Raw genomic sequence first — 22,456 nt, 5'->3', positions numbered from 1 at the left:
GCTTCCCTACGGCCACCGCCCACTCATACGATTGCGTTGAATACGGTGCCCTGGACAGGGCACTGACCGATCACATCGGATCGTTGCGTCGCAACAGCTCTTCGGGCAAGTGCTCGATGTACTCGTCCTCGGCCGGCGGCATTTGCAGGTGGTAGCCCTGCTTGTCGAGGTTTTCCAGCACGACAATGATGTCTTCGCGCGACAGCTTGCGCTCCGGCGTCAGCACCATGTCGAAGGCGTGGTGCGGCTTGCCGAACGCAACCATCAACGGCTCCGGCACGCGCTCCAGAGCGTCGCTTTTCAGCACGTAGAGGTACATGCCGTCTTTTTTCAAGCTGCGATAGATGGAGCAGATACGTTTCAAGGCTGTTCTCCGGCAGTGGCCAGGCTGTCGAGCAGCACCTGGCCCATCAACTCGCGGCGCCAGCCACGCAGCGAGTCTGGCAGTTTATAAGGCCCATCGGGGTAGCCACTTTTGACCAGGGCTTCGAGGGTTTTCTTGCGCAGCATCAGTTCCGGCGCCATGTCCAGGCGCTCGGCGAACGCCTGGCCGAGGGCGCGCAGTTGCTTGATCAGCGTGGCGGCGTCCACCGGCAGCGGTTCAGCCACGGCGGGCGGCCATTGGTCCATGGGCACGCTGCCGGCACGCTTGATCAGGTCCAGCAGGAACTGGCCGTCCTGACGCACGGTGCGCGGGTGCATGTCTTCGATTTTGCCCAGCGCGGCGAGGTTATCCGGCTGGGATTTGGCCAGGGGCCACAACGAGTGTTCGCGGATGATGCGGTTGCGTGGCAGGTCGCGGGCACGCGCTTGCTGCTCGCGCCAGGCACACAGCTCGCGCAATACGGCGAGTTGGGCACGGGACAATTTCCACGCCAGCTTGGCCTCGCGGTACACCTCGTACGGGTCGACTTCGCGGCGCAGGTTGGCCACCAGCTCGGCGCCGTCTTCCAGGACCCAGGCGTATTTGTCATCCGACAGTTGCGGGCGCAGGCGGATGTAGACCTCGGCCAGGTGCACCGCGTCTTCGGCGGCGTAGCTCACCTGGGTCTCGGACAAGGGGCGTTGCAGCCAGTCCGAGCGGGTCTCGCCCTTGGGCAGGTCGATGTCGAGCACGGCTTGCACCAGGCGCGAATAGCCCATGGAGAACCCGAGGTTCAGGTACGCCGCGGCCAATTGGGTGTCGAACAACGGCACCGGCAGGCTGCCGGTCAGGCGCAGCAACACTTCCAGGTCTTCGCTGCACGCGTGGACCACCTTGATCACCGCCGGGTTTTCCAGCAAGGCCGCCAGGGGTTGCCAATTGTCGATGGTCAGGGGGTCGATCAGGTAAGCACGCTGGCCATCGCCAATCTGGATCAGCCCGGCAATGGGATAAAAGGTATCGACCCGCATGAATTCGGTGTCGAGGGCGACGAATGGCAACTGCTGCCATTCGGCGCAATGCTGGCCGAGGCTATCGTTGTCGCAGATCCAGTGAATATCGATGGCCACACGGCTCTCCCTTGAAGAATGGCGCGCAGTATATATCGCGAAGGGGACTTGCGAGCACCCGCAGTGCACACGCAACCATGAAAACTCCGACAGGACGTGAAGAATAGTCCGACAGAATCGAATTATCCTTTCTTGCGCAGTACGTAGACCCGCCACAGGCTTGAGCCCGGCAGGAACTCCTGGTAGCTCAGGACTTTAAAGCCGGCTTCGCGGAACTCGCCTTCCACACGGTCACGGGAGGCCACCGACACGATCACTGTGTCGCGACTGACCCGATGAAACTCGCTCAGCAATGCCAGGCGCGCTTCGCTGTTGGGTACATGGCGAAACAATTCCAGGCAGAAAATGCAATCCACCGCATTTGCCGACAACCCGATGGAAAACGCCGAACCCTGGAAGGTCTTGACCCGTTTGAGCAACGACGCCGGGTGATGGGTGCAGGCATGGTCGAGCATGCCCTGGGAGTTGTCCGAAGCCAGGATCACCCGGTTGACGTGCTCGGCCAACACCGGCCAGAACCGCCCCGAGCCACAGGCCAGGTCAAGGATCAGGCCGGGCTCGCCAGCGACTTTCAGCGCCTGGCGCACCAACCACTGGTCGCGCCACGATGCCAGGCGCCGACGCAGCCCGGGCGGGCGCGTGTCGCCGCAGACCCTGGCATGCTCACGGTCGCAGCGTTCGGCGTATTCAATCTCGATCGAAGAAAGGGGTTGTGACGACATCACAGGCTCATATGAGTGAAACAGTAGTGAACGACCTTGATTCGCAGCTTACCCATCGCAACGTGAAAAAAAGGTCGAAGGCGCCACTACCGTCAATCCGGTCAGGCCTGATGCAGATACCAGCGCCAATCCTGCTCTCCCACCTCCCCCATGAACTGCCGGTACTCGGCGCGCTTCACCGCCAGGTACACCCCCAGAAACTCACGGCCAAACGCCTCCTGGGCCCAGCTTGAGCCTTCGAGTGCGCGCAGGGTGGTGAGCCAGTCGGTGGGTAGCAATTCCTGGGCCTGGGCGTAGCCGTTGCCTTCCACCGGGGCGCCGGGGTCGCGTTGTTCGCGGAGGCCACGGTGAATGCCAGCCAGGATCGCGGCAGCGGCCAGGTAGGGGTTGGCGTCGGCGCCGCAAATGCGGTGTTCGATATGCCGGGAGTGAGCCGGGCCGCCGGGGACGCGCAGGCTGACGGTGCGGTTATCCACGCCCCAGGTGGCGGCCAGGGGGGCATAGCTGTTGGTCTGGAAGCGGCGATAGGAGTTGGCGTTGGGGCAAAACATCAGCAGCGAATCGAGCAAGGTGCTGAGCATGCCGCCCACGGCGTGGCGCAGCAGCGGCGTACCGTCGGCGGCATCGCTGGCGAACAGGTTGTTGCCGTCGGCGTCGGCCAGGCTGACGTGCATGTGCATGCCGGTGCCCGCCAGGTCGTCGAATGGCTTGGCCATGAAGCAGGCCGTCATGCCGTGCTGATGGGCCACGCCCTTGACCAGGCGTTTGTAGCGCACCGCCTCGTCCATCGCTTGCAGGGCGTCGTAGCGATGCTCCAGGGTGATCTCCACCTGGCCCGGGGCGTATTCGGAAATCGCCGTGCGTGCCGGAATGCCTTGCAGCTTGCAAGCGCTGTAGAGGTCGGCTAGAAACGGTTCGATCTGCTCCAGCTCGCGCAGGCCGTAGACCTGGGTCGAGCGCGGCCGACCGCCATCCACATCCCGTGCAGGCTGCGGGCGGCCGTGGCTGTCGGGTTTCTGGTCGAGCAGGTAGAACTCCAGCTCTGCGGCCATCACCGGGTAGTAGCCGTCGGCCTTGAGTCCGTCGATCACTCTGGCCAGCAAATGCCGGGGGTCGGCCACGGTCGCGGGCAAACCTTCGGTGGGGTGCATGCTGACTTGCACCGCCGCCGTGGGAATCAGACGCCAGGGCATGGGTTGCAGACTGCCGCTGATCGGGTAGGCGCGACAGTCGATATCGCCGACGTCCCACACCAGGCCGGAATTTTCCACGTCATCGCCGTTGATGGTCAGGCCCAGGATCGTGCTGGGCAACGGGCGACCGCTTTCATACACCGCCAGCAGTTCGTCGCGATGCAATAACTTGCCGCGCGGCACACCGTTGTTGTCGAGGATAAACAGCTCGAACATCTCGATGTGCGGGTGCTGTTCAAGGAAAGACTGGGCTTCGTGCAGGCAGGCAAACACACTCATGGGGTTTCTCATACGGTTGCGTCAGGCAGGCGCACGGGCGCCGCCGGGCAGATGCGCACACGTGTGCGTCATCCATGGGGAGGGTCAGCGTAGGAGAGGGGTATCTGGTGGGCGCGCATGTCGGCAGTGGAACAGGGCCCAGAAAGCCAGTTCGGAGGGTAACGCCTCGACATCGGTCGGACCGCCCGGCGCACACGCGCCAGGCAAGGTCTCGAGGTAAGTGTCGGGGGAACCGTCCATGGGTGAATCACAGTGAGGGAGATGCCCGGCAGCGTCACATGCCTGCACAGGCGGTTAAATTCAGGCTTGACGGAGTTTGGTTGCGCGTTGGCTAAACATTCGCCCCCCTGCTGCGCGTCGCCCTGGAAGAGCGAGCTTGCCCGCGAAGGTCGTTAACGATCACGCCAGTAGCCAGGCTAAACTCAGCGCCCTTGAGTTCTTCGCGAGCCAGCTCGCGCCTACAAAAAAACGCCCCCGAGGACAAGATCGCATGAAAGCTTCTCTAGCCCTGTGTGTACTGGCAAGCGTGACGACCAGCGCCCTGGCCGACACCCCCTCCTCGCGCCTCGACGACGTGCTCCAGCGCGGCACGCTGACCGTCTGCACCACCGGCGACTACAAGCCCTACACCTCATTGCGTGCCGATGGCGGGTATGAAGGCATTGATATCGCCATGGCCGAATCCCTGGCCAAGAGCCTCAATGCGCAGATCAAGTGGGTGCCTACCACCTGGAAAACCTTGATGCCGGACTTCCTCGCCCAACGTTGCGACATCGCCGTGGGTGGCATTTCGGTGTCGCTGGAACGCCAGAAAAAGGCCTTCTTCAGCCAGGCGCTCGGCGTAGACGGCAAGATTCCGCTGGTGCGCTGCGCGGACGTGCAGCGCTACCAGACCGTCGAGCAGATCAACCAACCCCAGGTCAGGGTGATCGAACCGGCAGGCGGCACCAACGAAGTGTTCGCCCGCGCCCACCTGGGCCAGGCGCAGATACGCCTGCATGACAACGTGACGATCTTCGACGAACTGCTAGCGGGCAAGGCTGACGTGATGATCACCGACGCCAGCGAAGCGCGTTACCAACAGAAGCTCAAGCCCGGACTGTGCGCGGTCAACCCCGAGCGGCAGATGCAGTACAGCGAGAAAGCCTTCCTGCTGCCCCGCGATGATGTGGCGTGGAAGAGTTACGTCGACCAGTGGTTGCACCTGAGCGTGGCCACCGGGGTCTACGATGGCATCGTCAATCAATGGCTGGCGGCGCCCTGAGCCACAGCCGTCTAAGCTGTGGTCACATCAATAAGAATGAGGGATGGGTCATGAAGGGACTGCTGCGCATCACCTGGCTGCTGCTGTTGGGTATGAGCCAGGTGCACGCCACCACCACTCAGGATGAAGACGCGCATGCCGCCAAGGCCCTGCTGGAAAAAGCCTTGGCTTACTACCAGAGTAATGGCGACAAGGCCTTCGCAGCCTTCAGCCGCCAGGGTGAGTTTGTCGACCATGACCGCTACGTGTTCGTGGTCGACACCCAAGGCGTATTGCTGGCCAGCGGCGGGCCCTCCTCGGCCTTGATCGGTCGCGATGTGTCCGAGGTGCTGGGGCCGGATTTGCGCCAGTCGTTCAAGGACGCGCTCAAGGTGCCGGAAGGCCAGGGTATCCAGCAGGCCGACTACCGTTGGCAGAACTGGAACGACGGCAAGGTCGAGCACAAGCATGTGTTTTACCAACGCGTGGGCGAACGCATCGTGGCGGTGGGTTACTACCTGCCGCGGGCCACGCCGGAACAGGCCCGGGCCCTGCGGGACAAGGCAGTGACGGCGCTGGTCAAGGATGAAGCCGGCACGCTCAAGGCGATCAACTCGTTGCAGGGTGGCTTCCTGCAAGATGATCTCTACGTGTTCGTCGTGGACCTGAACACCCAGCGTTATGTCGCCCATGGCACCAACCTGCGACTGATCAATACCGACTTCAGCAAGATCAAGGACCCGGATGGCAAGCCGGTGGGCGAGCCGATCCTGAAGATGATGGCGGAGCAGGGCCAGGGTGAATACAAATACCGCTGGAAGAATCCGGTGACCAATAAGGTCGAACACAAGCATGCGTATGTGCGCAAGACCGGGCATTTCATGGTGGCGGTGGGTTACTACAGCCCCTGAGGGGACTTGAATGGGAAGTCCCGCTTGCCCCCCTGTGGTTGTGGCGAGCGGGCTTGTTGTGGCGAGCGGGCTTGCCACAACAAGCCCGCTGGCCACAACAACCCACTCACCACAAAAATCCGGCCGTTCAGGGAAAACTTTTAAGTCTTAATAAGAACTGACTTATCAGCTCCCACCCTTTTAACCACGCCCCGTCAGTCATTTAGCCTTGTCTTCACGACCACGCAACACCCGGTTCGGCATCGCAATCGCCGCCGCCAACCCCAGCAGCGACACCGCCGCACTGACCATCAGCAAATGCCGAAACGTCACGGCCAACTCGCCGCGCAGGGCATCCTGCGCCGGGCCTGGAGCGGCGTTCAGGCCATCGAGCAGCACGTTGCCGGAGCTGCCCTCGACCATCAGCGCGCCACTGGCCAGGTGAGCGAAGCTCGAGTCCTGCAGCAGCGCCAGCAACAGCGCCGACATGCAGGCCACCCCCACCGCGCCTCCCAGGGAACGGAACAGGTTGGTGGTGCTGGTGGCAACACCGATATCATGCTGTTCCACCGAGTTCTGCGCACCCACCAACGAGGTGGGGAACTGCATGCCGCCGGCGATCCCGCACAACAGCATGAACAGCGCTGTCACCCCCACCGCCTGGGGCGCGCTGAAAGCCATGCCGAGAATCGCCAAGGGGCTCAGCAACGCGCCGCTGACGATCATCGGTTTATAGCGGCCGGTCACCGAGGTCATGCGCCCGGCACAGTAGGCGCCTATCGGTAAGCCGATCGCCAGCGGCAGCAAGTGCAGGGCCGCGCTGTCAGCACCGGAACCGGTCACCGTCTGGAACCGCAGCGGCATCAGCACCGTCAGGGAAATGGCCTGGAAGCTGGTGAAGAAAATCGTGCACCAGCACAGCACCGCGCTGCGGTTGGCAAACAGGTGCATCGGCAGCAATGGCTCTGGCGCGCGGCGCTCATGCCAGACAAACACGCTCAACGCCAGCAGTGCACACGCCAGCAACCCCAGCACATCATCGTCGCGCCACGGATGGCCTTGGCCGATTTCGGTGATGCCCAGCAACAACGCGGTCAAGCCGATGATCATCAGCACGGTGCCAAGGTAATCGATGATCGGCTTGCGTTGCGGCGACGGCAGCCCCACCAGGGTGCGATGGGCCACGTACCAGGCGCCGGCGCCCAAGGGCAGGTTGATCAGGAACACCCAACGCCACGACAGGTACTCCGTCATGTAGCCGCCCAACACCGGCCCGGCCACGCTGGCCACCGCGTACATGCTGCTGAAATAGCCCTGGTAGCGCCCGCGCTCGCGTGGCGGGATGATGTCGCCGATGATCGCCTGGCTCACCGAAATCATCCCGCCGGCGCCAATGCCCTGGAGAATCCGCGCCAACACCAGTTGCTCCATGCTTTGCGCCATGCCGCAGAACAGCGACGCCAGCGTGAACAACCCCATGCCGATCAGCATCATCGGCCGGCGCCCGTACAGGTCGCCGAGCTTGCCGTAGATCGGCACCGCCACGGTCATTGCCACCATGTAGCCGGAAATCACCCAGGCCAGCAGGTCAACGTCGTGGAACCGCGCAGAGATGGCCGGCATGGACACGGCGACAATGGTCTGGTCCAGGGCACCAAGGAAGATCGCCATCATCAACGAGACGAGAACACTGCGCACGGCGGGAACGGAGGGAGCGGGCTGATTGAGCTGGGTCACGGCAGAACCTTCGAGCAAGCCCCGCGGGAAAAGGCGGCCCGCGGGAATGCTGGATACGATAGCAGGCTATTCGATAGCTTCGTAAGGAAGTCCGACGTAATTTTCGGCGATGGTTCTGCGACCGGCTTGTGAACTGCTGAAGTAGGCCAGCTCGCTCTCGGCAATGCGCTGGCTGAACCCGTCCGCCTCGGGAAACTGATGCAGCATGGAGGTCATCCACCAGGAAAACCGCTCGGCCTTCCACACCCGCCGCAGGCAGATTGCCGAGTAGTTTTCCAGCAACTCCACCCGCCCCTCGCCATACACCTTGAGCAAAATGCGATACAGCGTGCTCACATCGCTCGCCGCCAGGTTCAGGCCCTTGGCCCCGGTGGGCGGCACGATATGGGCCGCGTCCCCGAGCAAGAACAGGCGTCCGTATTGCATCGGTTCCACCACGAAACTGCGCAGCGGCGCGATACTTTTCTCGATCGATGGCCCGGTCACCAACTGCTCGGCCAGGTGACTGGGCAGGCGGGTCTTGAGTTCATCCCAGAAACGCTCGTCCGACCATTCACCCAGGGGCTCGTCGGCGGGCACTTGCAGGTAATACCGGCTACGCGTCGGTGAGCGCATGCTGCACAGGGCAAAGCCGCGTGGATGCTTGGCGTACACCAGTTCGGCATGTACCGGCGGCGTATCGGCCAGGATACCCAGCCAGCCAAAGGGATAAACCCGCTCGAACACCTTCAACGATTCGGCCGGGATCGATTGGCGAGCGATGCCATGGTAGCCATCGCACCCGGCGATGTAATCGCACTCCAGGCGGAACGTCTCCCCCTGATGCTCGAAAGTCAGCCAGGGTCGATCACTTTTGAGGTCATGGGGCTGGACGTCACGGGCTTCGTAGAGGGTGATGGCACCGCCAGCGGCACGCGCTTCCATCAGGTCGCGGGTGACTTCGGTCTGGCCGTAGATCATCACCGACTGGCCGCCGGTGAGCGCCTTGAGGTCGATGTGGGTAAGCTGGCCATCAAGCGCCAGTTCGAAGCCGTCATGGACCAACCCTTCGGCGTCCATGCGCTGGCTCACACCCGCCTCGCGCAGCAGGTCGACCATACCTTGTTCCAGCACCCCCGCACGGATGCGGCCCTGCACATAATCGGCGCTCTGGCGCTCAAGGATGAGGGTTTGGATACCGGCGTTATGCAGCAGTTGACCGAGTAGCAGTCCGGAGGGACCGGCGCCAATAATGGCGACTTGGGTTTTCAACGTTTTCATTATTTTTATGGCCCGCCAGCTTCACCCGAACGGATCAGGTGAAAGAGTTGTCATTGGTCTTGCTGCGAACATTTTTCACTTGAGTGCCCGCTATAAGAAGGTGAAAACTGCGTCAAAGTCTGCGCTTTTTGCCAATCGGTGCGATTACCGAACCACTATCCTGAGTATCGGATTGAAACCATGACCAAACCTGCCAGTTCCGCGATTCCGGTCTTCAAGCTTTACGGGGAAAGCCAGCAATGGCCGACGCCTGATTTGTTGCACTGCGAAACCATTTCTCGGCGCAGTCGGGAATACCAGTGGGAAATCCAGCCCCACCGGCATGCGGATCTGTGCCAGTTGCTGTACGTGCACCAAGGCCAGGCGCAACTGGAAATCGAAGGCCAGCGCACCACGCTCAACGAAGCGACCTTGCAGGTGCTGCCACCGCTGTGTGTGCATGGGTTTCGCTTTGCCGAAGACGTGAAAGGTTACGTGGTGACTTTGGCGGCGCCGCTGGTCAGCCACCTGCAAGCGCAACTGGGCGCGGCGGTGGACGGCTTGCAGATCCTGGGCAATTACCCGGCCAGCGAGGACAGCGACTACCTCAACAACCTGTTCGCCCGCCTGCAGGACGAATATGCCGATGAACAACCGGCCCGGGACATGATGATGCACGCCCTGGTCAGCGTGCTGCTGGTATGGATCAGTCGCCAGGCCATCCAGCGCCGCCACCCACGGGCACCACGGGGGCGTGAATACTTTCGGCGCTTTACCCAGTTGGTGGAGCAGCACTACCGCGAGCACCCGAAGATCGAAGACCTGGCTCACAAGCTGGGGATATCGGTCTCACACTTGAACGGCACCTGTCGGGAATTGGGCGGGCAGCCCGCGTTGCAGATCATGCATGACCGCCAATTGCTGGAGGCCAAGCGCCTGTTGACCTACACCAGCATGACGATCAATGAGATGTCGGAGGTATTGGGGTTTTCCGACCCGACCAACTTCTCCCGGCTGTTTCGCCGGCGTGTCGGGTTTTCGCCCAAGGCGTTTCGCGAGCAGCTCAAGTCCGAAACGGCACACACCTGACGCTGGCAGCTGGCTCGCTTACGCTGGGGGCGCGAAGCGTCCCCAATAACAGCCAGCCACACCGACTGCGCTTTTCAACGCAAGGCGCTGAAGCTACCGGTGTGCGGAACGCATTGATCCTGATGGCAACTGATCGCAAAGCTCGGCTGCATACGGGTTTGCTCGACGCGGTAGGCGGCAGTCCCGTACAGCGCCGTGGCCAATGCGCTGAGGGTAAAAATCATCAGGTATTTTCTGGTTTTTATGGTCATGGCCCTCACCTCTGAACAACATTGGAAGGTGCTGTTTAAAGCATAGGCCAGCCAGGGCAAGTTGCCATTATTGGACGCCATTCAACCGGCTGATGTTGCGTCAGAGCCCCTTGTCCCACGAAGGCTCTTCCGGAAACCTCTGCACCAGGAAATCCAGGAGGCTGCGCAACGCCGAGGGCATGTGTTTGCGCGAGGCATATACCGCGTAGATGTTCAGGTGTCGCGGTTCGGCCTCGGGCAACAGGCGTACCAGCTCGCCACGGCGGATATGATCGCCAGCCAGGTAGCTGGGCAACATCGCCACCCCCGCCCCGGCCAGCGTCACGCGTAACAACGTGCTGGCTTCGTTGGCGGTGATAGTGCCGTGCACCGGCACCGATACATGTTCGCCGTGTTCTTCGAAATGCCACAGGCTTTTGCCGAAGTACGAGTGGGTCAGGCAGTTGTGCCGGGCCAGGTCCTCGACTTTCTGCGGGGCCGGATGTTCGCGCAGATACGCCGGCGTGGCGCACACCACAGAACGGCAGATGGTCAGGCGCCGAGCGATCAGGTTGGGGTCCAGGTCATTGCTGGTGCGAATGGCCAGGTCGATGCGCTCGTCCACCAGGTTCACCGTGCGGTCGAGCATCTGCAGGTCGACGGTCACCAACGGGTAGCGCTGGACGTACTCGGCGATCGCTTCGGCCAGTTGCGCCTGGCCGAACGAGGTGCTCACACTCAGGCGCAGCAGGCCCCGGGGCGCGTCATCCGGCTCGCTGACGGCGGCCTGCATGTCGCTGCACAGTTCCAACAGCTGTCGGCAGCGCGGCAGGGTTTCACTCCCGGCCGCCGTCAGGCTGAGCTTGCGTGTGGTGCGGTGCAGCAAGCGCGCGCCGATCCAGTCTTCGAGTTCGGCCAGGTAGCGCGACACCACCGGGCGCGACAGGTCCAGATGGTCGGCCGCGGCAGACTGGCTGCCCAAATCCACCACCGTGACAAACACGCGCATTGCTTGAAGACGATCCATGATTTGCCCGATTTTAGAAACAAACTATGTCCCAGCATCGCATTTTTTGTTGGGTTTGGTGCAACTAAGCTCTGTGCATCCTTTACCGATGACTGGACTGCCCGATGCTCTCGACCCTCAAGCGCTTGACCCTGACCACCGCCGCCCTGGCCTTCGCCGCCCATGCTGCGGCGGCCGACCTGAGCCTCGACGTGTACAACCCCGGCGAGGCGGCGATCTTCCCCGTCAGCTCGGTGCTGGTCAGCGGTGCGAAAGACGCGATTCTCGTCGACGCGCAATTCGGCAAGGGCCAGGCCGAACAACTGGTGCAGAAAATCCGCGCCAGCGGCAAACACCTGACCACCATCTATATCAGCCATGGCGACCCGGACTACTACTTCGGCCTTGACACCCTGACCGCTGCGTTCCCCGACGCCCAGGTGGTCGCGCCACAACCGGTGGTCGACCATATCAACGCCACCGTGGCCGGCAAGCTGGCATTCTGGGGCCCGAAAATGGGCGCCGACAAGCCAGGCAAAACCGTCGTGCCGCAGGTGTTGAAAGGCCATAGCCTGAGCCTTGAAGGGCAGTCACTGCAGGTCATCGGCCTGGACGGCCCGCAGCCGGATCGCAGCTTTGTCTGGATTCCGTCGATCAAGGCCGTGGTCGGCGGTGTGGTCGTCGCCGACAACATCCACCTGTGGATGGCGGACACCCAAAGCGCACAATCCCACCAGGATTGGCTGGCCACCCTGCAACGCATCGAAGACCTGAAACCGCGCACGGTGATTCCGGGGCACTTCCTGGGTAACCCGTCGCTGAAGTCGGTGGCCTTCACCGCCGACTACATCAAGGCCTTCGACGCCGAGACTGCCAAGGCCAAGGATTCCGCCGCGCTGATCGCGGCGATGAAAAAGCGTTACCCGACCCTCGCCGACGAAAGCTCGCTGGACCTGAGCGCCAAGGTCGCCAAGGGCGAAATGAAGTGGTGAAGCGTTTCAAACCTTAACCGTACTGGAGAACGTCATGAGCAAGATCGCAATCATTGGAGCCACCGGCCGCGCCGGTAGCCAACTGCTGGAAGAAGCACTGCGTCGTGGGCACAGCGTCATCGCCCTGGCGCGCAACATCGACAAGCTGGCCGTGCGCCCAGGCGTCACGGTCAAACAAGTCGATGCACTGGATGCCGAAGCCTTGCAACAGGCCATCACGGGCAGCGACGTGGTCATCAGCGCGGCTCACTTCGCCACCCTGCCCGCCAGCGCCGTGATCGGGCCGGTGAAGAAAGCCGGGGTAAAACGCTTGCTGGTGGTGGGCGGTGCGGGTTCGCTGCTGTTGCCGGGTGGCGGTCGAGTGATCGACAGCGAGGGCTTCCCTGCCGAATACAAAGCCGAAGCCAGTGCCGGTGCGGCGTTCCTCGACGTGCTGCGCCAGGAAAAAGAGCTGGATTGGACGTTCCTGTCGCCGTCGGCCTTGTTCGATGGCACCGAACGCACCGGTAAATTCCGCCTGGGCCAGGACGACTTGCTGGTGAGCAGTGAGGGTACAAGCTCAATCAGCTTTGCCGACTACGCCATCGCGATGATTGACGAAGTGGAAACACCGAAGCACTCGCGCCAGCGCTTTACCGTCGGTTACTGAGACAACTCGGTCAAGGAATGTGGGAGGGGGCAAGCCCCCTCCCACATTGCCCTTCAGTGTTCTGGAAATTGTGCCTGGCTCACCAACCAATCCATCAGCGCTTCGAGCCCGGCCGACGGCACCGTTCCCGGTGGATACACCAGGTAATACCCCTTCCCCGTCGGCACCCGCAGTTCAAACGGCATCACCAACCGCCCCGCCTTGAGATCCTCGCCCATCAACGCACTGTCGCCCATCGCAACCCCGGAGCCCTGCGAGGCAACATTCATCGCCAAATCCAACGTCTCGAAATGATGCCCCTGGCTCAAATTGCTCAACCGCGTGTCCGCCGCCTTGAGCCACCTCGCCCAATCGCGCTCATCCCTCGTGGGGTGCAGCAACACCTGTTGCTGTAAATCCGCCGGGGTGTGCAAACCGGCGAGCAGCGCCGGTGCGCAGACCGGGGTGAGTTGCTCATCGAACAAATGCCGCGCTTCGGCCGATTGCTCGGCGATGGGCGCGTAGATCACCGCCGCATCGAATCGCTCCCGGCGAAAATCCACGGTGTAAGCCACGGTGGTGGTGAGTTCCACCGGCACATCCGGGCGCTCCCGTTGCCATTGCATCAAGCGCGGCAACAGCCAGCGCATCACGCAGGTGGACGCCTTGAGTTGCAGGGTCGCGCGGCGGCTGCCGATCTGCTCCACCGCATCCCCCAGCAGGCCAAACACCTGTTGCGCACGCAGCGACCATTCGCGACCTTCGTCGGTCAGGCTCAGGCCGCGTGCCTGGCGCAGGAACAGCGCATAACCCAGGTGGCTTTCCAGCCCGGCGACCTGTCGGCTCACCGCGCCCTGGGTAATGTGCAGTTGCTCGGCAGCACGGGTGAAATTGCAGCACTGTGCAGTGACCCAGAAGGTATGCAACGCGGGCAGCGGCGGGAGGCGTTTCATAAGGGCTGAGCCATGACGTGGGGACATGGCTAGTATGACTTTTTATCGATTGTTACCGCTACGGGCCAACCGTTCCAATACCGCCTCGAATCCCCGACAAGAGCGACATCAATGGCGACCTGCGGCGAAGTATTGGTCCACCTCCTGGAACGCTACGGCGTGGAACAGGTGTTTGGTATCCCCGGCGTACATACCGTGGAGCTGTACCGCGGCCTGGCCCGCTCCAGCATCCGCCACGTGACCCCGCGTCATGAGCAAGGTGCCGGCTTTATGGCCGACGGTTATGCGCGCACCCGCGGCAAGCCGGGGGTGTGTTTCATCATCACCGGCCCCGGCATGACCAATATCACCACGGCCATGGGCCAGGCCTATGCCGACTCGATCCCGATGCTGGTGATTTCCAGCGTGCAATCGCGCAGCCAATTGGGCGGCGGGCGCGGCAAACTGCATGAACTGCCGAACCAGGGCGCGATGATGGCCGGCGTGGCGGCGTTCTCCCATACCCTGATGTCGGCGGCAGAATTGCCCGCGGTACTGGCGCGCGCGTTTGCACTGTTCCAGGCCGCTCGGCCGCGCCCGGTGCATATCGAAATTCCGTTGGATGTGTTGGTGGAAAACGCCGATGCGCTGCTGGGCACCGCGCCAATCAGCATCGCGCGTGCCGGTGCGGCGCCGGCGGCGATCCGGCAGATGAGCCAGTTGCTCGCCGCCGCCCAACGCCCGTTGATCCTGGCCGGTGGTGGCGCCATCGATGCCGCCCCGGCATTGACCCGCCTGGCCGAAACCCTCGGCGCACCGGTCGCCCTGACGATCAACGCCAAGGGCATGCTGCCCGGCGCGCACCCGTTGTTGATCGGTTCCACGCAAAGCCTGGTGGCCACCCGCGCCCTGGTTGCCGAAGCCGATGTGGTGCTGGCCATCGGCACGGAGCTGGCGGAGACCGACTATGACGTCACCTTCGCCGGCGGCTTCGAGATCCCTGGCGCATTGCTGCGCATCGATATCGACCCCGACCAGACCGTGCGCAACTACCCGCCCCAGGTGGCCCTGGTGGCCGACGCACACATCGCCGCCGACGCCTTGCTGGCCGAACTCAACCGCCAACCCCTGCCGCCTCGCCGCAACGACTGGGGCGCTCAACGCGTGACGCGGCTGTGGGCCGACCTGACGCCGACCTGGGACGCCGCCACCCGCGCGCAAAGCGTGTTTCTCAACACGGTCCTGCAAGCGCTGCCCGGCGCGGTGATCGTGGGTGACTCCACCCAACCGGTGTACAGCGGCAACCTGACCCTGAACCCCGACCACCCACGCCGCTGGTTCAATTCGTCCACCGGCTACGGCACCTTGGGCTACGCCCTCCCCGCCGCCATCGGCGCCTGGCTCGGGCGTGGCGATGGGCAGCCGGTGGTGTGCCTGATCGGCGACGGCGGGCTGCAATTCAGCCTGCCGGAACTGGCCAGCGCGGTGGAAGCGCGCACGCCGATTATCGTGCTGCTGTGGAATAACCAGGGCTATGAAGAAATCAAGAAATACATGCTCAACCGTGCCATCGAACCGGTCGGCGTAGACATCTACACCCCGGACTTCGTCGCCGTGGCCAAGGGGCTGGGCTGTGCCGCCGAACGCATCCAAGGCTCCGCTTCGCTGCGCATGGCCTTGCGCGCCGCGGCTGATCGCGAGGGGCCGACACTGATTGAAATCGACCAAGGGCTGTGGATGAACGAGGTGGCGGTATGAGTGCAGTATTGAACGGTGTGTATATCGATGGCGCGTGGCGCGCGGGCCATGAGGTGCTGGAGGTGATCAACCCGGCCACCGAGGCCTGCCTGGCGCAGGTCAGCGTGGGTGACGCGCGCGCCGTGACCCAGGCGGTCGACGCCGCCAGCGCGGCATTTATCGACTGGGCAAAAACCACCGGGCGCGAGCGCGGCGCGCTGTTGCGCAAAGTCGCCCAGGGTGTCAGCGAGCAACGTGAACCCCTGATGCAGTTGCAGTCGAGCAACAACGGCAAGCCCCTGTTTGAAGCGGGGATCGATGTGGACGACGTGATCGCCACCTTCGAGTACTACGCCACTGTCGCCGAAGGGATGGATGCCGCGCAGGACTGTCCGGTGGCGTTGCCCAGCGATGCCTTCAGCGCCCGCCTGCGCCGCGAACCGTGCGGCGTGGTGGGGCTGATCGTGCCGTGGAATTTCCCGATGGTCACCACCGCCTGGAAACTCGCCCCAGCCCTCGCCGCCGGCTGCTGCGTGGTGCTCAAGCCGTCGGAAGTCACCCCCTTGGCGGAGTTGCAACTGGCGCGCATCATTGCCGCCGCCGGCTTCCCTGCGGGTGTGTTCAACCTGGTCTGCGGCACCGGTTTGGCCGTGGGCGCGCCGCTGGCAGCAGACCGTCGCGTGGCCAAGATTTCCTTCACCGGCAGCAACGCCGTGGGCGTGCAGGTGATGCAACGCGCCGCCGAAACCATCAAGGGTGTGAGCCTGGAGTTGGGCGGTAAATCCTCATTGCTGGTGCTGGCGGATGCCGACCTCGACCTGGCGGTGGAACTGGCCTGTGGCGGTGGTTTTTTCAACGCAGGGCAGATGTGTTCGGCCACCAGTCGCGTGCTGGTGGCGGACAGCCTGGCGGATGAATTCCTGCAACGTTTGCAGGCTCGGGCTGACAGCATTCGCGTGGCCGACCCGTTTGCCGAGGACGTGGAAATGGGCGCGCTGATCAACCGTGCGCAGTATCAGCGGGTGCTGGGGCATATCCAGCGCGGCGTTGAGGCTGGCGCGCGCTTGTTGTGTGGCGGTGAACGCCCGGCGAATCTGGCGAAGGGCTACTTCATTCGCCCGACGGTGTTTACCGACGTGCCATTGAACAGTGCGTTGTGGAACGAAGAAATCTTCGGCCCGGTGCTGTGTGTACGACCTTTTGCCACTGAGCAAGAGGCCGTTGCCCTGGCCAACGACAGCGAGTTCGGCCTGGTGGCCAGCGTGGTCAGCCGTAGCGTCGAGACCACCGAGCGCGTGGCGAATGCCTTGCAGGCCGGGATGGTGTGGATCAACGCCCCGCAGGTGATCTTCCCGCAAACCGCGTGGGGTGGTTACAAGCAGAGCAGTATCGGCCGTGAGCTGGGCCCGTGGGGGCTGGCGACGTTTCAGGAGATCAAGCATGTGATTCGGTCTCACTGACGGCGCAGAGCAAACGGCAGCCCCTGTGGCAAGCGAGCTTATTGTGGCGAGCGGGCTTGCCCCGCGTTGGGCTGCGCAGCAGCCCCAAAACCAGCCGCCCCTGCAACGTCTGATACACCGCATTCTGCTGTATTGGGGCTGCTGCGCAGCCCAACGCGGGGCAAGCCCGCTCGCCACAGGGGTTGCAGCGCTATGTCAAACAGGTGGTGGGCCTCTCACATTTTGATTGGCGGTGTGTCCGTTAACTGCAATTTTTAGATAGCCCCAGCGACTTTCTCATTTGCCCCCCTCCCCCATGCGTGGCCTGATTCGCCCTTGTTCCCACAAGGCAGGCCCATGGAAAACGTTCAGGCAAAACCCACCACCGCCGTTTGGCTGATGATCAGCGTGGTACTCGTCGCCCTTAACCTGCGCCCATCGATGGCCGCCGTGGGGCCGTTGTTGTCGTCGATTCGCGGCGAGGTGCCGTTGAGCTTCAGCAGTGCGGCGTTGCTGACCATGTTGCCGGTCATGGCCATGGGCCTGGCGATGTTTTTCGGCATGGGCCTGGCCAAGCGTTTTGGCGAGCATCGCAGCATTGTGCTGTCGCTGCTGGTGATTGGGTTGGCGACGGTGTCGCGGCTGTTCCTGGATTCGGCGCTCGAACTGATCGTCAGCGCCATCGCTGCCGGCGTGGGTATCGCGATGATCCAGGCGTTGATGCCGGCGCTGATCAAGTCGCGGTTCAGTGACAACGTTTCGCTGTTCATGGGCCTGTACGTCACCGCCATCATGGGCGGCGCGGCGCTGGCGGCGTCGTTCTCGCCGTTCGTGCAGGTACACACCGGCAGCTGGCGTATCGGCCTGGCCATCTGGGCGCTGCTCGCGCTGGTGGCCGTGGTGTTCTGGTGTGGGCAGCGCTCGGGCCTGGCGCCGTTGCCCCAGGCCAGCGGCGGCCCGCAGGAATCATTTTTCGGCAATGGTCGCGCCTGGTTGCTGGCGGTCTTTTTTGGCCTGGGCACCGCGTCCTACACCTGCGTGCTGGCGTGGTTGGCGCCGTACTACGTGGAGCAAGGCTGGAGCGAACAGCACGCCGGGTTGCTGCTGGGGTTCCTGACCGCCATGGAGGTGGTGTCCGGCCTGGTCACCCCGGCCATCGCCAACCGCCGCCAGGACAAACGCGGGGTGGTGGCCGTGTTGCTGGTGCTGATCATCCTCGGTTTCTGCGGCTTGATCATCAGCCCGCAACACCTCAGCCTGCTGTGGCCGTGCCTGCTGGGCCTAGGCATTGGCGGGCTGTTCCCGATGAGCCTGATCCTGTCGTTGGACCACCTCGACAACCCCCGCCGCGCCGGCGGCCTCACCGCGTTTGTGCAAGGCATTGGCTACCTGATCGCCGGCCTGTCCCCCCTGATCGCCGGGATGATCCGCGATCAACTGGGCAGCTTCGAATGGGCCTGGTGGTCGCTGACGGCAGTGATCGTGGTGATGCTGCTGATCGTCACGCGCTTCAACCCCAAGCAGTACGCACAACATATTCGCTGAGGTCGTGTTGCAAACAGTATTTGTCCCACACGAAACATAGAAACGACCTACAGAGCTTTCTATTGGTACGTCCGTTCCGTTAAGCTTTTGCCCTCGTCGCGCGCTGCCACAGTGCCAAGGCTTACCGGATGGAATGGATGCTAAACAGTAACTTGCTCAGAAAGCTTGATATGCAGGACTTGATGGTGTTTATCGCCGTCTACGACCAGAGCAGCGTTACCGAGGTGTCAGAAACGCTGTTCGTCAGCCAGTCCACCGTGAGCTACAGCTTGAAAAAGCTGCGCACCAGCTTCGAAGACGAGCTGTTTATCAACACGCGGGCGGGCATGCGTCCGACGTACAAGGCCACCACCATGTACGGCCATGTGCAGAAGATCCTCGAGAGCATCAACCTGTGCCACGCCGGTGGCCAGGCCTTCGACCCGACGCAGAAGGCGGTGACCTTCAATGTCTGTGCCCCGGAATATTTCGAACAACTGATCCTGCCGCGCCTGTTGAAAAACTTCGACCAGGCCGACCTGCCGGTGATCGTCAATGTGCAGAAGCTGGAAGCCGATATCCCCGCCGATGACCTGCGCGAAGGCCGCCTCGACCTGGTGATCTGCTTCGGCCCGCACTTTCATCGCGCCCACAAGGACTTCAAGACCCAGATGCTGCTGGAGGACGACCTGGTGTGCGTTTTCGACAAATGCGCGGCGCCCCGGGAGTCCACGTTCAGCCTGCAATCCTTCGTCGAACGACGCCATGTGTTCCCCACGCCGTGGACCTCCGACACCAACATGATCGACGGCTGGCTGGCGCGCCAGGCCCACAAGCGCCAGGTGATCGCCCGGGCCAACAGCTACAGCGCCGCCTTGAAGATGATCACCGGCACCGACTTTATCGTCACCCTGCCGCGCCGCGTGCAGAAGCTGCTGGCACAGCCGGAGGTGTTCGGCCATTGCGAGGCGCCCAACGGGTTGCCGGGGTTCACCCTGGATATGCAATGGAATGAAAGCAGTGGGCAGGACAGCGCCAATACCTGGTTCAGGGAACAGGTGGTGAAGGTGTGCGCGGACCAGGGATTACTCTAACCCCCTGTGGGGGGGTTAGCCGATAGCGACTTTGCTGTAGGAATCGCGATCCATGTCGACCAGCTGCACGCTGAGCTGAACCTGTATATCCGCCGGCCAGTCGCCCAGATCCTGCAATGCGGTCAGCAGGCTTTGCGACAATTGCTGCTTGACCTGCGGCGACCGCCCGCTGAGCAGCGACAGCTTCACCGCGACGAAACCGCGTGGGCTGAGGGAGGTACCCACCTGAAAACTCTCGACCTTCACGGCGCGGCTTTTGATATCGAACTCGGAACCGAACTGCCCGGACGCCATCAGCACATTGTTGAGCCGCAACAGGGTCTTCTCGACGGCCAGGTTGGTCAGGTTGGCGGTGTATTCCAGGTTCAGGTGTGGCATGGATGACTCCGAGTCATTCGTAGGAAGGTTCGTAGATATACCACGGATAAAAGCCTCAGGCCTTCTTCCCCAGGCCGCGATCACTCATGAACGCCTCCAGCCGCGAACGCACCCAACGCTCGGCCGGGTCGGTGTCCACATGGCTGAGCCAGACCATGGACAAGTCCAGGGTCGGCGTCTCGAACGGGAACGGCTCACAGAACAGGTTGCCGGACACGGCCATGGCTTCGGCGGTGTAGTCCGGCAGGCTGGCGATCAGGTCAGTACCGGCCAGCAGTGCAGGCAGCGCGCTGTATTGCGGCACCGACAGCACCACATGGCGCTTGCGGCCGATTTCCGCCAGCCACTCATCGGCGAACCCCGACACGTTGGCGGTGTGGGACACCAGCACATGGGGCCGCGCGCAATATTCATCGAGGGTCAGCGGCCTGTCAGAAGCGTCGGCACGCAGCAGGCGTGGGCGGATATGGCGCAGCAGCTTGCGCTTGGCGTTGGCCGGCAGGCCACGGGTCTGGGTGATGCCGACGGTGATATCGCCGGAGGCCAGCAGGTCGGGGATACGCCAGTAGTCCACGTGCTGCACCACGAACACCACCATCGGCGCTTCCTGGCGCAAGGCACGCAGCAACGGCGGCAACAGGCCGAACTCCACATCATCGGACAGGCCGATGCGAAAGGTCATGGTGCTGATGGACGGGTCGAAATCATGGGTCAGGCTCAGGGCCGAAGACAGTGAATCCAGGGCCGGTGACAGATGCTGGATGATCTCCTCGGCGCGGGCCGTGGGCTCCATGCGGTGGCCGACACGAATGAACAGGGGGTCGTTGAACAAGGTCCGCAGACGGTTAAGCGCCGAACTGATGGTCGGCTGGCCGAGAAACAGCTTCTCCGCCACCCTCGTCACATTGCGCTCGAGCATCAGTGCTTCGAAGACCACCATCAGGTTGATGTCGGCCTTGCGTAATTCATTGCGATTCATCGGCGCCTGCCCTTTCCCCACGACAAGCCGCAGTTTAGAAAGCTCGAGGAGCTGCGTCTATGCGCGCACTGTTCATCCTGGGGCTTTGGGACTATAAATCAGCAGTCCAGGGTCACAGGAATACTGTCGTGCTGTTCATTTTCGCCTTAAGCGTCCTGGTCAGCGGGGTTTTGCTGTGGGCCATCAAGTTCATCGCCCACCCCACTGCCAGGACATTGCTGCGCGTGTTCGTCGGTTTATGCCTGGCAGCCGTGGTGGCTTACCTGGTACTCGCTTCGGGGTTTCCGACCTCATTGCTCGTCTGATACACCTCCTGGCCCTGACGCAAACGCAGCGCAGCCAGCGCGGCGACCACCAGCACCACGGCGATCACCTTCAAACCGTTCATCGCGTTGCCGGTACTCATCTCGATCGCCCCCATCACCGAAGGCCCGACAAACCCGCCCAACAGGCCACAGGCGTTGACGAACCCGAGGCCACCAGCCAGCGCCACGCCCTTGAGCCGCGACGCCGGGTAGAGAAACACGATCGACTGCACCACGAAAAACATCACCGCCGACAGGCAGAAGCCCAACAGGCTGAAGACCGGCCCCGACACCGACGCAATGCCCAGGCCCAGCGCCATGGTCAGCAACCCCGTGACCAACAGTCGACGACAACGCCCCGGCGTGGTGGCAAACCGCGGGATCAGTACCGCGCCGAGTGCCGCCGCGATCCACGGCAACGAGGTCAGCAGGCCGACGCTCATGGTGCTCAGTTCACCGTATTTACTGATGATGCTCGGCAGGAAAAAGATCACGGTGTAGACGGTGATCTGATGGCAAAAATACACAAAGATCGCCAGCAGGATTTGTGGGGTCAGCCAGTTTTTCAACGAGTGCCCGCCTTCGCCGGCGCCCTCTTCCGTTTCTTGGGCAATACGCTGTTCGATCCCGCGCGCCTCGTCCGCCGTCAACCACGGGGCCTTGCTCGGACGGTCCGGCAACTTGCGCCATACCACCCAGGCAAATGCCACCGCCGGTAAGCCTTCGAGCAGGAACATCCACTGCCAGCCGTGCCAGCCGAGCAGGCCGTCCATGCGCATCAACGCCGCGCCCACCGGGCCGCCGATGATGTTGGCAAAGCACACGCCGAGCAGGAAATAGCCAGTGGCCCGCGCCCGCTGTTCACGGTTGAACCAGTACGTCAGATAGAGCATGACGCCGGGAAACAAACCGGCTTCGGCGATGCCCAGCAGCAGGCGCAACACGTAGAACGAGGTCTCGCCCTGCACAAACGCCATGGCCGCCGAGATCAGGCCCCAGGTCACCATGATGCGGGCGATCCAGAACCGCGCGCCGACCTTGTGCATGATCAGGTTGCTGGGGATTTCCGACAGGGCATACGTGAGGAAAAACAGCCCCGCCCCCAGCCCGTAGGCCGCGGCGGAAATGCCCAGGTCGACGTCCAGGTGGTGCTTGGCCAGGGCGATGTTGGTGCGGTCGAGGAAACTCAGGATGTAGGCGATGATCAGCAAGGGCATCAGCTTGGCGAACATCAGCTTGTTCAGCGCCTGCGGTTCGCGGGCCGGGGTGGCGGTAGTCATCGGGCAGTTCCTCCTGGCGCCCCGCCAGCCTGGCTGGGGGGCGCAT

Annotated in this window: 22 protein-coding genes; 10 read left to right on the top strand and 12 right to left on the bottom strand. The window is 62.8% G+C overall.

What is annotated here, in order from left to right:
* Positions 1-70: 70 nt before the first annotated feature.
* The 4 genes from AB7933_RS09290 to AB7933_RS09275 all read right to left on the bottom strand — a co-directional run bounded on the left by AB7933_RS09290 (position 71) and on the right by AB7933_RS09275 (position 3,688).
* The gene (locus AB7933_RS09290; protein WP_024074045.1) at positions 71-364 is read right to left on the bottom strand and encodes a YcgL domain-containing protein; all 294 of its coding nucleotides are present in this window, start codon (positions 362-364) and stop codon (positions 71-73) included.
* Entirely contained in the window at positions 361-1,494 is a 1,134-nt protein-coding gene (rnd, locus tag AB7933_RS09285) for a ribonuclease D (protein ID WP_024074044.1), read from the bottom strand. The genes AB7933_RS09290 and rnd overlap by 4 nt, the downstream gene beginning before the upstream one ends.
* 122 nt (positions 1,495-1,616) lie before the next feature.
* The gene (locus tag AB7933_RS09280; RefSeq protein WP_024074043.1) at positions 1,617-2,216 is read right to left on the bottom strand and encodes a class I SAM-dependent methyltransferase; all 600 of its coding nucleotides are present in this window, start codon (positions 2,214-2,216) and stop codon (positions 1,617-1,619) included.
* A 101-nt stretch (positions 2,217-2,317) separates the two neighbouring features.
* On the bottom strand, positions 2,318-3,688 hold the full coding sequence (locus AB7933_RS09275) for a glutamine synthetase family protein (protein WP_024074042.1): 1,371 nt from the start codon (positions 3,686-3,688) through the stop codon (positions 2,318-2,320).
* A 490-nt stretch (positions 3,689-4,178) separates the two neighbouring features.
* On the opposite strand from AB7933_RS09275, the gene AB7933_RS09270 reads away from it, so the two are divergent.
* The gene (locus tag AB7933_RS09270) at positions 4,179-4,952 is read left to right on the top strand and encodes a transporter substrate-binding domain-containing protein (RefSeq protein ID WP_024074041.1); all 774 of its coding nucleotides are present in this window, start codon (positions 4,179-4,181) and stop codon (positions 4,950-4,952) included.
* 50 nt (positions 4,953-5,002) lie between these two features.
* Positions 5,003-5,842 (top strand): cache domain-containing protein, encoded by an 840-nt coding sequence (locus AB7933_RS09265; protein ID WP_024074040.1) that lies wholly within the window; start codon positions 5,003-5,005, stop codon positions 5,840-5,842.
* Between the two features lie 198 nt (positions 5,843-6,040).
* Here AB7933_RS09265 and AB7933_RS09260 read toward each other — a convergent pair whose 3' ends face one another.
* The gene (locus tag AB7933_RS09260) at positions 6,041-7,558 is read right to left on the bottom strand and encodes an MDR family MFS transporter (protein WP_024074039.1); all 1,518 of its coding nucleotides are present in this window, start codon (positions 7,556-7,558) and stop codon (positions 6,041-6,043) included.
* A gap of 66 nt (positions 7,559-7,624) precedes the next feature.
* Complete coding sequence (pobA, locus tag AB7933_RS09255) at positions 7,625-8,809, bottom strand: 4-hydroxybenzoate 3-monooxygenase (protein ID WP_172831376.1); 1,185 nt, start codon at positions 8,807-8,809, stop codon at positions 7,625-7,627.
* A 189-nt stretch (positions 8,810-8,998) separates the two neighbouring features.
* Here pobA and AB7933_RS09250 point away from each other — a divergent pair, with 189 nt between their 5' ends.
* A complete protein-coding gene (locus AB7933_RS09250; RefSeq protein ID WP_024074037.1) occupies positions 8,999-9,886 on the top strand; it encodes a helix-turn-helix domain-containing protein in 888 nt (295 codons plus the stop codon).
* A 74-nt stretch (positions 9,887-9,960) separates the two neighbouring features.
* On the opposite strand, the gene AB7933_RS09245 is transcribed toward AB7933_RS09250, so the two are convergent.
* Both AB7933_RS09245 and AB7933_RS09240 read right to left on the bottom strand, forming a co-directional pair.
* Positions 9,961-10,137 carry a hypothetical protein gene (locus AB7933_RS09245; protein WP_168232272.1) on the bottom strand — a complete coding sequence of 59 codons (177 nt, stop codon included), beginning with the start codon at positions 10,135-10,137 and terminating at the stop codon, positions 9,961-9,963.
* 100 nt (positions 10,138-10,237) lie between these two features.
* Positions 10,238-11,143: a LysR family transcriptional regulator gene (locus AB7933_RS09240; protein ID WP_024074035.1), complete on the bottom strand. Its 906-nt coding sequence runs from the start codon at positions 11,141-11,143 to the stop codon at positions 10,238-10,240.
* Between the two features lie 104 nt (positions 11,144-11,247).
* Between AB7933_RS09240 and AB7933_RS09235 the strand changes: the two genes are divergently transcribed.
* Together AB7933_RS09235 and AB7933_RS09230 are read left to right on the top strand one after the other, a co-directional pair.
* The gene (locus AB7933_RS09235) at positions 11,248-12,114 is read left to right on the top strand and encodes an MBL fold metallo-hydrolase (protein ID WP_024074034.1); all 867 of its coding nucleotides are present in this window, start codon (positions 11,248-11,250) and stop codon (positions 12,112-12,114) included.
* A gap of 34 nt (positions 12,115-12,148) precedes the next feature.
* The gene (locus AB7933_RS09230) at positions 12,149-12,763 is read left to right on the top strand and encodes an NAD(P)-dependent oxidoreductase (protein WP_024074033.1); all 615 of its coding nucleotides are present in this window, start codon (positions 12,149-12,151) and stop codon (positions 12,761-12,763) included.
* A gap of 53 nt (positions 12,764-12,816) precedes the next feature.
* Here AB7933_RS09230 and AB7933_RS09225 read toward each other — a convergent pair whose 3' ends face one another.
* A complete protein-coding gene (locus tag AB7933_RS09225) occupies positions 12,817-13,695 on the bottom strand; it encodes a LysR substrate-binding domain-containing protein (RefSeq protein WP_024074032.1) in 879 nt (292 codons plus the stop codon).
* A gap of 111 nt (positions 13,696-13,806) precedes the next feature.
* Here AB7933_RS09225 and AB7933_RS09220 point away from each other — a divergent pair, with 111 nt between their 5' ends.
* From AB7933_RS09220 to AB7933_RS09205, 4 genes are all read left to right on the top strand, one after another.
* The gene (locus AB7933_RS09220; protein WP_024074031.1) at positions 13,807-15,432 is read left to right on the top strand and encodes a 5-guanidino-2-oxopentanoate decarboxylase; all 1,626 of its coding nucleotides are present in this window, start codon (positions 13,807-13,809) and stop codon (positions 15,430-15,432) included.
* Complete coding sequence (locus AB7933_RS09215) at positions 15,429-16,871, top strand: aldehyde dehydrogenase family protein (protein WP_024074030.1); 1,443 nt, start codon at positions 15,429-15,431, stop codon at positions 16,869-16,871. The genes AB7933_RS09220 and AB7933_RS09215 overlap by 4 nt, the downstream gene beginning before the upstream one ends.
* 336 nt (positions 16,872-17,207) lie before the next feature.
* The gene (locus AB7933_RS09210) at positions 17,208-18,395 is read left to right on the top strand and encodes a cyanate transporter (protein WP_024074029.1); all 1,188 of its coding nucleotides are present in this window, start codon (positions 17,208-17,210) and stop codon (positions 18,393-18,395) included.
* 137 nt (positions 18,396-18,532) lie between these two features.
* Positions 18,533-19,468 carry a LysR family transcriptional regulator gene (locus AB7933_RS09205; protein WP_041161118.1) on the top strand — a complete coding sequence of 312 codons (936 nt, stop codon included), beginning with the start codon at positions 18,533-18,535 and terminating at the stop codon, positions 19,466-19,468.
* 15 nt (positions 19,469-19,483) lie between these two features.
* On the opposite strand, the gene AB7933_RS09200 is transcribed toward AB7933_RS09205, so the two are convergent.
* Positions 19,484-19,846 (bottom strand): 5-carboxymethyl-2-hydroxymuconate Delta-isomerase, encoded by a 363-nt coding sequence (locus tag AB7933_RS09200; RefSeq protein WP_024074027.1) that lies wholly within the window; start codon positions 19,844-19,846, stop codon positions 19,484-19,486.
* A gap of 55 nt (positions 19,847-19,901) precedes the next feature.
* A complete protein-coding gene (locus AB7933_RS09195; protein ID WP_024074026.1) occupies positions 19,902-20,825 on the bottom strand; it encodes a LysR substrate-binding domain-containing protein in 924 nt (307 codons plus the stop codon).
* 59 nt (positions 20,826-20,884) lie between these two features.
* On the opposite strand from AB7933_RS09195, the gene AB7933_RS09190 reads away from it, so the two are divergent.
* Positions 20,885-21,130, top strand: a complete 246-nt coding sequence (locus AB7933_RS09190; protein ID WP_069075450.1) for a hypothetical protein — start codon at positions 20,885-20,887, stop codon at positions 21,128-21,130.
* Here the strand turns inward: AB7933_RS09190 and AB7933_RS09185 are convergent.
* Positions 21,085-22,410 carry an MFS transporter gene (locus AB7933_RS09185; RefSeq protein WP_024074025.1) on the bottom strand — a complete coding sequence of 442 codons (1,326 nt, stop codon included), beginning with the start codon at positions 22,408-22,410 and terminating at the stop codon, positions 21,085-21,087. The genes AB7933_RS09190 and AB7933_RS09185 overlap by 46 nt on opposite strands.
* Positions 22,411-22,456 lie beyond the last annotated feature (46 nt).

It is taken from the genome of Pseudomonas gorinensis (assembly GCF_042015035.1).
Lineage (GTDB): Bacteria > Pseudomonadota > Gammaproteobacteria > Pseudomonadales > Pseudomonadaceae > Aquipseudomonas > Aquipseudomonas gorinensis.
The sequence above is the reverse complement of the archived record's forward strand: the minus strand, read 5'-3'. Positions and strand labels throughout refer to the sequence as shown.